The sequence below is a fragment of the Bacillus sp. ISL-47 genome, from assembly GCF_018613175.1.
Classification (GTDB): Bacteria; Bacillota; Bacilli; order Bacillales; family Cytobacillaceae; genus Cytobacillus.
The window spans coordinates 41,739-54,100 of sequence record NZ_JAGGQS010000014.1 but is presented as its reverse complement, the minus strand read 5'-3'; the positions used below and the strand labels follow the sequence as shown (position 1 = coordinate 54,100).

The window sequence follows — 12,362 nt, the reverse complement described above, 5'->3', positions numbered from 1 at the left end:
CGGGCGCACATGTAAAAGGAGAGGCCGTTACGGACTCTCCTTTCTCTCTTTATAACGGGACTTTGCCACCTTCACTTTAACCAGGCTTCTAACCAAAAAGCCGCCGACAAATATAGCCATTAAAATAAGACCCGAATAGTTAAGATTTACTAATTTAAGAATAACACTGGCAACCGTTGCCATATATAGAGCACCAAGCATATAGGTAATTTCTTCGTTCTCAAAGTAGGAGGTAAGTTTTGCACCGAGCTGTGATCCGACCAGGCCGCCCGCCACTAAAGAAATGCCAATCCAATAATCAATAGAAATTGTGGCTGCATAAGAGAGAAAACCTGCTGTAACAATTAATAAAATGGCAAATAAACTGGTGCCCACTGCTTTTTTAGGCAATAATCCCAAGAATGCGACCGAAAGAGGCACCATAATAAAGCCCCCGCCAACCCCCAGTGTGGTTGAAACAAAACCAGCAAAAAAGCCGATTAAAACCATCTTTATAATGGAAGGAGATTTTCCACTCGTGTTCTCTGCACCAGATTTTGACTTCCTTCCTCTTTTCAGCATGGTAAGAGCAAAGTAAGACAGCAGGACGATATAGAACATGGGGACCGCCCACTCATCCCAGCCTCTTTCTTCCAGGAAAAATACAAAAGGCCGAGCTGCCTGTGTTGCAGCCATTCCGCTTAAGCCGAGAATAAGGCCTTGCTTCAGCAAAATATTCTTCATATTGATATGAGCGGTAATGCCGGAAATCGAGGTTCCGATTGAAAATAGCAAACTTGTTGTAATTGCTTCAATAGGAGAAAATCCAAATAGCATTAAAGTCGGGGTCAAAATAAATCCTCCGCCTACCCCAAAGAAACCTGAGAGCACACTTATCAGTGCCCCTAGAAGAATGAATAAAAGATATTCCATAAGAAAGCCTCACTTATAAAAGTATGTACTTTTCGATGATACTATTTCACTTTACCATACTTAGCAGGGTTTATAGGAATCGATCATCAGTATTTGCAGTTTTTCGAACATGATAAATAGCCCAAACCCTTAACAATCCATTCCAGCATGACGGGCTGACCCGAAAAGTGGTATACTTCACATGTGTGATTATGAAAGCTATAAAGGAGAATAAAATAAATGTCTGAAATGATTCATGCAATTGAAGAATGGCTCATGGAGTATGGCGTCTTTGGCTTGTTTTTCGTCTCTTTTGCCGATTCTTCTTTCTTTCCAATTCCACCTGATGTACTGCTGATTCCAATGGGGGTTTCCAACCCGGATAGTGTGCTCTGGTACGCATTTATTACCACAGTCGCCTCCGTACTTGGCGCCATTCTTGGCTGGTTTATCGGAAAAAAACTTGGCCGCCCTGTTTTAAGATACATCATCTCGGAAGAAAGAATCCAGAAGGTTGAAGACTATTTCACGAAATATGGCGCGATGGCGATTTTAATCTCCGCATTTACTCCGATTCCTTATAAAGTCTTTACCATTTTTGCCGGAATATCAAATATTCGTTTGAGAGTCTTAGTTATCTGGTCCATCATCGGCAGAGGAGCCCGTTTCTTTTTAGAAGCAGCCATCATTATGGTGCTGGGGGCACAGGCAAAGTCGTTTATTGAAGAAAACTTTACAATGCTAACGCTTATCGGTGGACTAATTATTCTTGTTGTTTATGTTATTTACCTTGTTATAAAAAAAAGAAATAAAACAGTGTAAATCTATCCCGGTTTAAAACCGGGATTTTTTCTTTGAACATTTCCCCTATAAAAACCTTATTTATAATTATTATAAATTAATATTGATTTTAATTAAATATTTGTTATAATAAAGTTACAAGCTAATCAAAGGGGGATTTTTTAATGGAAAAATTATATTCAGCATTAAATGTTCAAATTGCAAACTGGAGTGTTCTTTATACTAAATTGCATCGTTATCACTGGTTTGTAAAAGGGCCACTCTTCTTTACTCTGCATGAAAAATTTGAGGAGTTATATAATGAAGCAGCAGAAGTTATAGATGAAGCAGCGGAACGCCTGCTGGCTATTGGCGGCACACCTGCAGCAACTCTGAAGGAATATTTAAGTGTTGCTACCCTGGAAGAGTCAAATGGCGAAAGTAAAGCGGAAGACATGGTTGCCAGTCTGGCTGCAGATTACAAACATTTAAAAGAACAATTAATTTCATTGGCTCAAGCCTCTGAGGACCACGAAGACCAAGTAACTGCAGATTTTGCAATCGGGCTGATTGAAAAACTTGATACTCACATTTGGATGCTAAATGCCTACTTAGGAGAGTAACTTAATATAGAAAAAGAGTCAGTGAGAAGAATCACTGGCTCTTTATTTATGTTCAGAAGAATACTTTATGATCTTCTAAAGGGCGCAATTATTTTTCCCCAACAGCTGCTGGGAGATGTTATGATTGACCTGATTAGTTCATACAACTTAGAAAGGAGCTTCCATAATGGCAAATTTAAAGTATTCTTTATTCATTTTTCTTGGCGCATGCAGTTATGGTATCTTGGCATCCATTGTTAAGCTTGGTCTTCAGGCAGGCCATACTGTTCACGAGCTGACAGGCAGCCAATATTTATTTGGGCTCCTTTTGCTATTGCTTTCCTTCCCTTTTATTAAGAAAACGAAAGTTACCTTTAAACAAACAGCGGCTTTGTTAATTACGGGGGCTTCATTAAGTTTAACGGGGATTCTATATGGGCTGAGCCTTGACCGGAATCCTGCTTCTATAGCTGTTGTTCTGTTATTCCAATTCACCTGGATTGGAATATTAATAGAAGCACTTTATGAAAAAAAGAAACCAAGCAAAGCAAAACTTATTTCTTCGCTCCTGCTGATTATTGGTACAGTATTTGCAAGCAATCTTACTGCCGGCGGCTCCGCTCCCATTAAGGCTGAAGGATTAATTTACGGACTCCTATCTGCTGTTACCTTTGCATTGTTTATTTTCGCAAGCGGCAAGGTTGGAAAAGGAATTCCTGGTATCCAGCGAAGCATCTTTATTACCCTTGGAGGCCTTCTTCTGGTTGCAGCAGTTTCCGGACAAATTTTAATCAGAGGCGGTATTCAATTGCAAGGATTATGGAAATTCGGACTGCTGATGGCTTTATTCGGCGCCATTTTCCCGATTATTTTCTTTGCAATCGGCTCTCCGCACATAGACTCCGGACTTGCCACTATCGTTGGCTCTGCGGAACTTCCAGCTGCTGTTGCTGCTGCCATGCTTCTGCTTGGAGATGGAATCACGGAAGCACAGACCTTCGGAATTGTCCTAATCCTGATCGGAATCAGCATTCCACAGTTTTCTTTTAAAAAAGTTTCAAAGAATCGTTATAGCACATAAGGAGGGGAAACCCTCCTTTTTCTTGAATACATAAATGAATGAGGAGGGGTTTTTTTGCTAGATACAGTTTTTAAAAAAGTAATTGATTCTGAGGAAGAGCTCCGTTTATTGCTTGGCACCCCCAGCAGGACAGCAGCCAATAAAATCATACATAAACTCGATCATCATTGCCGGGAATTTATTGGACAGTCTCCGATATTATTTCTCTCAACCGCTGACAGTGCGGGCAGATGTGATACTTCCCCGCGCGGTGATGCCCCTGGCTTTGTACATATCCTAGATGATCATACTTTCGTTATACCTGAGCGCCCGGGCAATAAAAGGATGGATTCATTGCTCAACATCCTTTCCAACCCGCATGTTGGCCTGCTTTTTGCAATTCCCGGACTTGAGGAAACACTAAGAATCAATGGCCATGCAAGAATTATTAGAGATTCGAAGATTTTAGAACAAATGGCAGCCTATGGCAAGAATCCGATTCTGGGAATAGCTGTTGAAGTGGACGAATGCTATATTCACTGCGCAAAAGCCTTTAAGCGATCTAAGCTTTGGGATCAAAGCCATTGGCTGGATAAACAAGATTTGCCTAAACCCGCGCAAATCCTTGCTGACCATGTCAATCTGCCTGGGCTGGACAGTGAAAAGATTGAAAACGCCCTTTTGGAAAGCTATGAGAAGAGGCTTTATTAGGCTCGATCCAATATTGGGTTTTGCGGTTATATGGTAATTTTCGCGGAAGAATGATTATAGCGGAGGTTTTGGACTTGTCCAAAGCCTTTTTTCTATATAAGTCCATCTGGAGAGTCTATTTAAGCATCTCTCTGTTTACTCCAAAAAGGATTGGGTATATGAAAGTATGCAAAAATACAATTTCTTAAAGGAGTGAACAATATTGGACAATAATCGGTATTGGGGCGGGTTTGATTACCTTTTGGCCAAGCTGCCTGACTTATTATTAGCACTTTTAGTTTTATTAATTGGATGGGTTATCGCAAAAGCCATTGAAAAGGCCGTTTTAAAAGGACTTCGTAAAACCAGCCTGGATGACAAGGTATTCCCCGATAAAGCAAACAGAAAATATTCATCCGAGAAAATGATCAGTAAGATCATTTACTACCTTTTGCTAGTATTCGTGTTCATCTTATTTTTCAATATTCTTGATCTTGATATTATCGCAACTCCACTAGTGGGCATGTTCTCCTCGATCATGGCTGCAGTTCCCAGCATTTTAAAAGCAGCTCTTATTCTCTTATTTGCATGGCTTATTGCTTCCGGTCTCAGCTTCTTAATTAGAAAAGGTGGTAAAACGCTAAAAGTTCATGAAAAATTGGATAAATGGAATTTAACCGACAATAAGCAGCAGCCTTCCAATGTAATCGATAAGGTTGCAAAAGTTGTTTTTTATCTTGTTTTGCTTATTTTCCTGCCAGCTGTATTGGGTGCTTTAAACCTGAATGGCATCGCTGGACCGTTCACTGGCATGCTGGAAAGTATCCTGGCATTCTTGCCTAAGCTTTTGGCAGCAGCCCTTATTTTATTAGTAGGATGGTTTGTTGCAAAAATTGTGCGCGATATCGTAACGAATTTCCTGCAAGCAATCGGAACTGAGAAATTAACGAAAAAACTTGGCTTAACTCGTTTATTTGAAGGGACAAGCCTTGCTTCTGTGATTGGTACCGTTGTTTTCGTACTAATTTTAATTCCAACAGTAATCGCTGCGTTAGAACGATTGGATATTGAAGGTATCTCCGGGCCAGCCATTGCGATGCTGAATGACGTTCTGACCATGCTGCCGAATATTGCCGTAGCCATTTTCTTTGTGCTGATTGGTGTATGGATCGGAAAATGGGTTCGAAAGTTTGTTTCCAGCCTATTAGAACGCATCGGATTTAATTCTTACTTCTCTGGAATGGGATTGAACAAATCTCCTGCAACAGGCAGTGGTTTGACCTTCTCCCAGGTTATCGGCTATATTGCTGAAGTCATTATTGTCCTCTTGTTTGTTGTTCAGGCCCTTAATATACTTGGTCTTGATTTCTTAGTGACACTTGCAACTGGCGTTATTGCTTACCTGCCTCATGTCATTGCGGCTCTCGTTATTCTTGGAGTCGGCTTATGGCTCGGCAGCCTTGTGAAAAAACTGCTTAGCACAGTGCTTCAAGGACCGCATTATAAATTCCTGGCAAACGTTGCGCAAGCAGCCATAGTTGCTATCTCCATCTTTATGGCACTTGACCAGCTTGGCCTTGCAGCCTCCATTGTCAATGCTGCCTTTATTCTAACACTTGGCGCATTGGCACTTGCATTCGGATTATCTTTTGGTCTTGGCGGAAAAGATTTTGCTGCCAAGTATCTTCAAAAGCTTGATCGTAAAATTGAAGAAACAACCATTAATAAAGATGCAGATACAAAAAGAGTGATGAAAGAAGCAATGCCTGTGAAGAAACCAGGCAACACGTCCTCTGCCCCTACTAACGTAGATAAACCGATAAACCCATCAAGCCCGGATCCGACCAGAAATCCGGCTAATGATCCATTAAATCCACGCAATAATCGCATGGATGAAAACAATGGGCCGATGAAACCATAAAATCATGCCAAGTGAAGCACGTCCAAAAGGACGTGCTTTTATTATTTTTCGGCCTTTTTCCTTCACAAGATCAAAAAAATTAAGTACAATACTAATACCAACAAAACCAATAAGAAAGGTCGGATAATAAATTGGCAACTAAGCCTTCTTCCATCCCCCGTCCTCTAGTCAGAACCAATCAGTGGTCCATTGTATTGAGTGTTATAGCCTCATGGCTTTCTGCTCAGATTTGGATTCTAGCCATACCGCTGCTCGCAGGCATAATGGGATTATTGTTTGGTTTCAATCCTATTATGCGTATTGCAAAGCTTTTTTTAATAAAGAAGCCTATCGAATATATACCGGAAGATTGGGGTCAGCAGCAGTTTAACCAATGTATTGCAGTTGTTTGCCTGGCATTGGGTCTAATTAGTTTCCTGATCGGATGGACAATCGCCGGATATATTTTTACAGCTATGGTTGCTTTATCTGCATTTATTGCCATTCTTGGATTTTGCATTGGCTGTTATATCCGCTTTCAGCTGAACCAATATAAATACAGAAAATCATTAGACAAAGCATAAGGCAGCCACTTTGGCTGTCTTTTTCCTTTTGGCTGTTTTCGCAAACTTTGTTGCTTTTTAAACAAGTATTGCGGAGAGGTTGATTTCCGCTCCAGGATGCTCGCTTTCCGCGGGGTGGGCGGTGAGCCTCCTCGGCGCGCAGCGCCTGTGGGATCTCACCTGTCCCACTTCTCTCGCAGGACATTGAATAGGCTTCCTTGAATTAACACCGCACGAAGAAAATGCGAATACATTTTCGAGGATCTCGCACCTTGCGCTCCATCAACCAACCTTATTTATCAATGTTTTATTCACAAACTTATTCAAAAGCAACAATCTTTTAGAAAAAAGCCTTCCTTTTTGACCCATTTGTTTCAAAGGACTTTCTGTGGGGTACTTAAATCATATAGCTTCAAATCTCGACATTGTTCTTTTAAATCATTTCTGAGGTGAAAAAATGGAAACTGCCAGTAGAGTTCTTTTAACGAAAGAAGATATGACTAACCCCGATATCGTACCAGAGTGGGTCATCAAAGAATACCAAAACTTTCATGATACAGTAACAGATAAAACGTTTCCTTGCTATTTTGGGATGACAGCAGAGCTAAGGGGCGAGCTGCGTTATGCCTATATTACACGGGAGGACTGGTCCAATCTGCCGGAAGCGCTCGAGTCCTTTATCGATCTTTTCGATGCTCCCAAAATGATTCGACACGGCCTTTTTGTATTTGTAGAGCCGGAGAAAGATGAAAAATCATTGGAACATTACAGAGAGTATTTCTGGAATGTCCTTCAGTATTTGCATAAAATCGATACAAAGCCTTGGCCGAAGGATTATCCAACAGATCCCGACCATCACTTATGGGCATTCTCATTTGCTGAAGAACCGTTCTTCGTGTTTGGAAATGCACCTGCCTATAAGCAAAGAAAAACAAGAGACCTAGGCAATAGCCTGATACTAGGATTTCAGCCCCGCAGAATCTTTGAAGGGCTTGAGGGCACATCCAAAGGCGGCATTATGTCCAGAGAAAAAGTAAGGGAACGTGTGGAAAAGTGGGACGGCCTCCCTACCCATCCAAACATCAGCCATTACGGGGATCCCGAACACCGGGAGTGGAAGCAATACTTTATTGGCGATGATGTTAAACCAATCGACGGGAAATGCCCTTTTCATCATAGATAAGTTAAAGGCTTGGACCGTAAAATATCCAAGCCTCTTTGGCGGATAGTTCTTTAAAGTTGCTGACATTACCTACTTAGCTGATGATATAAAGCTTTAGTAGACCATATAATTCCGTTGTTGATGATTTATCGGCTGAAGCTAAGCTTCTCTCAAATACAAAAAGAGAACTGTATCAGTGATGATTTAGCTCTCTTTTATTTTTGCCAGTTATTCCAATCCTTTCTCAATTTCCTTCACCATTTCTGCTACAGAAACTAATCCTCCGCCAGAAAGGTACCAATAATCAGGATTCAAGTAGATAATATGATCATTTTCATACGCTTTTGTCTTTTTGACAAGTTCATTTTCAATAATTTGTTTAGCGGAGGATTCACCTTCCACCGCTGCCCCTCTGTCGATGACAAATAGATAGTCCGGATCTTTTTCTACAATATATTCAGGAGAAACGCTCTGACCGTGAGTGGAAACTTCAATTTTATCATCAGCAGGCTTAACACCAAACACATCATGGACAATGCCAAAGCGGGAAGCAGGTCCATATGCACTAAGGCTTCCTTCATTCGCTAAGATGATTAAGCCATTGCTTCCATCTGCAGTTGCTTTCTCTTTTAATGCTGCGATGGACTCTTCAATACTGGCAAGCTCTTTCTCTGCTTCTTCTTCCTTTCCGAAAATCTCGCCTAATGTTTTGGTATTTTCTTTAAAGGATTCCATGTATTTGGAAGTATCAACACCCATAAAAATAGTTGGAGCAATTTCGCTTAATTCTTCATATGCTTCCTGCTGCCTTCCCGAAATGATAATTAGTTCCGGCTGAATTTCGCTGATTTTTTCAAAATCAGGTTCTTTCAGGCTTCCAACATTCTCATACTTGCTGTCTTCGAACTTTGAAAGATATTTAGGGATGTTCATCTGGGGAACGCCTGTTACTTCGACGCCAAGCTTATCTAATGTATCCAGCACACCGAAATCGAAAACTACTACCTTTTCCGGATTCACTGTTACCGGTGTTTCGCCTAATTGATGCTTAATTGTGATTTCATTTGATTCTGTTTTGCTGCCCTCACCTGAGCCATTTGCTTCTTGTGATGTTTCTGTGCCGCAAGCTGCTGTCACAATCGCCAACACAGCCATTATTAAAAACAACGATAACCTTCTTACCATGTTTGTTCACCTCATAGAATAATATTATTTCAATAATTGCCCGCTGATCCCAGAACTCTTCATAGAGGAGGGCCCTTCCCCTACTTGCCCTTTGAACAGCACTCAATTTTAAGAAACCATTAGTTGAATACCATACAAAACTTTTGACAGTTAAACTCTTGAATTTGGATATTCATATCATAGACTTCCTTTAACACCGGAGAAGAAATAATTTCATCTGTCGTGCCAGCCTTGACTACCTTGCCATCCTTTAAAGCGACAATATAATCCGAATAGGTGGAAGCAAAATTGATATCATGAATAACAATTATGACAGTTTTGCCCATTTCCTGGGTCAGCCTGCGGAGCACTTTCATAATCTGCACCGAGTGTTTCATATCCAGGTTATTAAGAGGCTCATCCAGAAGGATATAATCTGTATTTTGGGCAATGACCATTGCAATATAAGCCCGCTGCTTTTGGCCGCCGCTCAATTGGTCCAGATATTTGTTTTCAATATCCTTTAACTCCATATACTCAATAGCTTCATCGACATACTTCCAATCCTCTTTTGTCAAACGCCCCTGTGAATAAGGAAAGCGCCCAAATGAAACAAGCTCCCTGATTGTCAGCCTGATGCTAATATTATTGGATTGTTTGAGGATGGAAATTTGTTTGGCAAGGTCCTTGCTTTTACATTGATCCAGCCTTTTGCCTTCGATTAATATTTCCCCCTCATCAGCAGAGATAAGGCGGCTGATCATCGAAAGAAGAGTACTTTTACCAGCACCGTTGGGTCCAATAAAAGAGGTGATCTTTCCTTTTGGTATACTAACTGAAACATTTTCAACTACATACTTACTTCCATATTGTTTTGAGACATTCACGACATCTACCATGTTTTATTCTCCTTTAATAGAAGATAGATAAAATATACACCGCCGGCAAAGTTAATGATGACACTCAAGGTCGTGGAGAAGCTAAACACTCTTTCCACGATCAGCTGGCCCCCGACAAGAGCAATGATGCTAATTAGAATTGATCCCAGAATTAAGTATTTGTGCTGAAACGTTTTCATGAATTCATGTGCAACATTTGCGACAAGCAGGCCAAGGAATGTGATTGGTCCGATCAAAGCTGTCGCAATCGAAACCAGGATGGCAACAATAATCAAGAGCCTTTTTACGACATAATCATAGTCAACGCCCAGATTTACCGCCTGCTCCTTTCCAAGGGAAAGCACGTCGAGGTATTTTGCAAAACGGTAAAAATACATTCCTGTTAAGGTGATAAGAACCACTGCAATGATTAGGAGATCTGTATTCACATTATTGAAGCTTGCGAACATTCGATCCTGCACAATCATGAATTCATTCGGGTCAATCAGGACTTCCATGAAAGAGGATATACTTTGGAAAAAGGTTCCAAATATAATTCCAACTAATAATAGAAAATAGATATTTTGGCCGCCCTCTTTTTTAAAAAGAATGCGGTATAGCAGGCCTGCGAATAATACCATCAATCCTACCGAGATAATAAAATTAATGTTTTTGTTCATAACTGTCTCATTCATCGAACCCAGTACGAAGATGAGGAAGGTCTGAATTAGCATATATAGGGAATCCAGGCCAATAATGCTTGGCGTTAGAATTCGGTTATTCGTAATTGTCTGGAAAATCATTGTTGAAAAGGCAATGACACCGCCCGTTAGAATGATGGCGAGGACCTTTTTCCCTCTTTTAGGAAGTGCGTAGTCCCAATTGCTTCCTAAATCGATAAATAAAAAACCTAAAATCAAAATAATGGATACGCCTGCAAGGATGCCGATTTTTGCTTGTTTACTCATATGCCTTTCTCCTCATGATCAAATAAAGAAAAATTCCGCTGCCAATCACACCTACTGTTACACCGATCGGAATTTCATATGGATAAATAATCACGCGTCCGAAGATGTCACATATGAGTACAAATATTGCGCCCATCAGTGCTGTATGGGAAAGGCTTTTCTTTAAGTGGTCTCCTTGATAGATGGTCACGATATTAGGAATAATCAAGCCCAGGAAAGGGATCATTCCCACCGTCAATACGACCACTGTTGTGACAAGAGCAACGATAATCAAACCTACATTCACAACCTGCTTATGGTTAAGCCCAAGGTTAACTGAAAATTCCTCTCCCATTCCTGCAATAGTGAACTTATTGGCATAGAGGTATGCAACGAGGACGATCGGAATGCTAATATACAGGAGCTCATATCTCCCCTGAATCATCATAGAAAAATTCCCCTGCAGCCATGAAGACATATTTTGAACCAAATCCTCTTTCAGTGCGAAGAAGGTTGTGATGCTTCCTATGATATTTCCAAACATTAGCCCCACTAGCGGGATAAAGATGGCATCTTTAAACTTGATCCTATCCAGTATTTTCATAAAAATGAAAGTTCCCAGAAGCGCAAAAGCAAAGGCCACCAGCATTTTTATGAAAGGGCTAGCTGAAGTAAACAGCATAAGAGAAACCAGTATACCCAGCCGGGCTGAATCCAGCGTACCCGCCGTGGTCGGAGATACAAATTTGTTTCTGGACAGCTGCTGCATAATCAATCCGGCAATACTCATACTCATCCCCGCAATAATGATACTTATAAGCCGCGGAAATCGGCTGGCTGTTAAAATATGCAGCTGGTCTTCTCTCATATTAAACAAATCGAGTGGACTTACATTCTTAACCCCAATAAATAATGAGGTAAAGGATAAAATAATAAGAATACTGATTAAATGCCTTTTTTTCATAACAGTTCCTAACACTTTCCTAGAGTGAAGTCTTTAAAATATGAAACTAATAATCATTCTCACTATTAGCTTAAAAAATAATTGATAATGGTTATCATTATCAATTATACCTATATTTTAAAGGTAATTTTTAGCAGTGTCAACGCCTTTGATGAGAAGGATTATCATTATCGGATAAAAAATAATGGCTTTACTTGTTTAGACAAGTACTATGCAGGAAATCTCACTTGAGATTTTCCCTTACCTGGTCCAGAACACGGAGACATGTCTCAAGCTCCTTTCCATCGATTGAACCTGATGCATCTTCAATCGTCTTTAAAGCAAGTGACGTGAGACCATTTTCCATTTCCCTGCCCTTGTCTGTCAGGTAAATAAGATTAATTCTCTTATCAGCCTTATCACTAATCCGGACAACCAAATCTCTTTTAATCATATTATCAACCAGCCTTGATACACTTGGCTGATCTCGCTCATTTTTCATAGCAAGCTGATTCTGGGTTTGCCCGTCTTTTTCATAAAGTCGGCTCAAGATCTGCCATTGCTCGTATGTCACATCAAAACCTGCATCCCTGAAATTCTTGTTCAGGCGATTGGACATTAAGCGGGAAGCATGGAAAAGCTTGTAGCCAAGAGAATCATCTAATAGATACCTTTTTTTTGCCATTATGTTCTCCTCTTCTCTTCAGGAGCTTACACTATTAAGTTTAAAAGAAAATACTTGTTGATGCAAGTATATTTCAAATTGTTTATAATTATAACTA

The 12,362-nt window shown here is 40.4% G+C and carries 13 protein-coding genes; 7 read left to right on the top strand and 6 right to left on the bottom strand.

Annotated elements, in window-relative coordinates:
• Nucleotides 1-27: 27 nt before the first annotated feature.
• The gene (locus J7I93_RS05915) at nucleotides 28-912 is read right to left on the bottom strand and encodes a sulfite exporter TauE/SafE family protein (protein WP_214724257.1); all 885 of its coding nucleotides are present in this window, start codon (nucleotides 910-912) and stop codon (nucleotides 28-30) included.
• Between the two features lie 219 nt (nucleotides 913-1,131).
• Here J7I93_RS05915 and J7I93_RS05910 point away from each other — a divergent pair, with 219 nt between their 5' ends.
• The 7 genes from J7I93_RS05910 to J7I93_RS05880 all read left to right on the top strand — a co-directional run bounded on the left by J7I93_RS05910 (nucleotide 1,132) and on the right by J7I93_RS05880 (nucleotide 7,669).
• A complete protein-coding gene (locus J7I93_RS05910) occupies nucleotides 1,132-1,713 on the top strand; it encodes a YqaA family protein (protein ID WP_214724255.1) in 582 nt (193 codons plus the stop codon).
• A gap of 143 nt (nucleotides 1,714-1,856) precedes the next feature.
• Complete coding sequence (locus tag J7I93_RS05905) at nucleotides 1,857-2,294, top strand: Dps family protein (RefSeq protein WP_214724253.1); 438 nt, start codon at nucleotides 1,857-1,859, stop codon at nucleotides 2,292-2,294.
• A 166-nt stretch (nucleotides 2,295-2,460) separates the two neighbouring features.
• Nucleotides 2,461-3,354, top strand: a complete 894-nt coding sequence (locus J7I93_RS05900) for an EamA family transporter (protein ID WP_214724251.1) — start codon at nucleotides 2,461-2,463, stop codon at nucleotides 3,352-3,354.
• 54 nt (nucleotides 3,355-3,408) lie between these two features.
• The gene (locus J7I93_RS05895) at nucleotides 3,409-4,044 is read left to right on the top strand and encodes a pyridoxamine 5'-phosphate oxidase family protein (RefSeq protein WP_214724249.1); all 636 of its coding nucleotides are present in this window, start codon (nucleotides 3,409-3,411) and stop codon (nucleotides 4,042-4,044) included.
• Between the two features lie 202 nt (nucleotides 4,045-4,246).
• Nucleotides 4,247-5,944 (top strand): mechanosensitive ion channel, encoded by a 1,698-nt coding sequence (locus J7I93_RS05890; RefSeq protein ID WP_214724247.1) that lies wholly within the window; start codon nucleotides 4,247-4,249, stop codon nucleotides 5,942-5,944.
• Nucleotides 5,945-6,075: 131 nt separating this feature from the next.
• Complete coding sequence (locus tag J7I93_RS05885; protein WP_214724245.1) at nucleotides 6,076-6,507, top strand: DUF4395 domain-containing protein; 432 nt, start codon at nucleotides 6,076-6,078, stop codon at nucleotides 6,505-6,507.
• Between the two features lie 436 nt (nucleotides 6,508-6,943).
• Complete coding sequence (locus J7I93_RS05880; protein ID WP_214724243.1) at nucleotides 6,944-7,669, top strand: YqcI/YcgG family protein; 726 nt, start codon at nucleotides 6,944-6,946, stop codon at nucleotides 7,667-7,669.
• 207 nt (nucleotides 7,670-7,876) lie between these two features.
• On the opposite strand, the gene J7I93_RS05875 is transcribed toward J7I93_RS05880, so the two are convergent.
• From J7I93_RS05875 to J7I93_RS05855, 5 genes are all read right to left on the bottom strand, one after another.
• Nucleotides 7,877-8,833 carry a siderophore ABC transporter substrate-binding protein gene (locus J7I93_RS05875; protein WP_214724241.1) on the bottom strand — a complete coding sequence of 319 codons (957 nt, stop codon included), beginning with the start codon at nucleotides 8,831-8,833 and terminating at the stop codon, nucleotides 7,877-7,879.
• A gap of 119 nt (nucleotides 8,834-8,952) precedes the next feature.
• Nucleotides 8,953-9,711: an iron ABC transporter ATP-binding protein gene (locus J7I93_RS05870; RefSeq protein ID WP_214724239.1), complete on the bottom strand. Its 759-nt coding sequence runs from the start codon at nucleotides 9,709-9,711 to the stop codon at nucleotides 8,953-8,955.
• Entirely contained in the window at nucleotides 9,705-10,658 is a 954-nt protein-coding gene (locus J7I93_RS05865; protein WP_214724237.1) for an iron chelate uptake ABC transporter family permease subunit, read from the bottom strand. The genes J7I93_RS05870 and J7I93_RS05865 overlap by 7 nt, the downstream gene beginning before the upstream one ends.
• On the bottom strand, nucleotides 10,651-11,601 hold the full coding sequence (locus J7I93_RS05860; RefSeq protein WP_214724235.1) for an ABC transporter permease: 951 nt from the start codon (nucleotides 11,599-11,601) through the stop codon (nucleotides 10,651-10,653). The genes J7I93_RS05865 and J7I93_RS05860 overlap by 8 nt, the downstream gene beginning before the upstream one ends.
• A gap of 223 nt (nucleotides 11,602-11,824) precedes the next feature.
• Nucleotides 11,825-12,265 carry a MarR family winged helix-turn-helix transcriptional regulator gene (locus J7I93_RS05855; protein ID WP_214724233.1) on the bottom strand — a complete coding sequence of 147 codons (441 nt, stop codon included), beginning with the start codon at nucleotides 12,263-12,265 and terminating at the stop codon, nucleotides 11,825-11,827.
• Nucleotides 12,266-12,362 lie beyond the last annotated feature (97 nt).

Bases quoted from the DNA above. Each gene is read 5' to 3' on its own strand.
- J7I93_RS05900 (WP_214724251.1), top strand. From the start codon at position 2,461: ATGGCAAATTTAAAGTATTCTTTATTCATTTTTCTTGGCGCATGCAGT.
- J7I93_RS05875 (WP_214724241.1), bottom strand. From the start codon at position 8,833: ATGGTAAGAAGGTTATCGTTGTTTTTAATAATGGCTGTGTTGGCGATT.
- J7I93_RS05910 (WP_214724255.1), top strand. From the start codon at position 1,132: ATGTCTGAAATGATTCATGCAATTGAAGAATGGCTCATGGAGTATGGC.
- J7I93_RS05855 (WP_214724233.1), bottom strand. From the start codon at position 12,265: ATGGCAAAAAAAAGGTATCTATTAGATGATTCTCTTGGCTACAAGCTT.
- J7I93_RS05865 (WP_214724237.1), bottom strand. From the start codon at position 10,658: ATGAGTAAACAAGCAAAAATCGGCATCCTTGCAGGCGTATCCATTATT.
- J7I93_RS05870 (WP_214724239.1), bottom strand. From the start codon at position 9,711: ATGGTAGATGTCGTGAATGTCTCAAAACAATATGGAAGTAAGTATGTA.
- J7I93_RS05905 (WP_214724253.1), top strand. From the start codon at position 1,857: ATGGAAAAATTATATTCAGCATTAAATGTTCAAATTGCAAACTGGAGT.
- J7I93_RS05915 (WP_214724257.1), bottom strand. From the start codon at position 912: ATGGAATATCTTTTATTCATTCTTCTAGGGGCACTGATAAGTGTGCTC.
- J7I93_RS05860 (WP_214724235.1), bottom strand. From the start codon at position 11,601: ATGAAAAAAAGGCATTTAATCAGTATTCTTATTATTTTATCCTTTACC.
- J7I93_RS05880 (WP_214724243.1), top strand. From the start codon at position 6,944: ATGGAAACTGCCAGTAGAGTTCTTTTAACGAAAGAAGATATGACTAAC.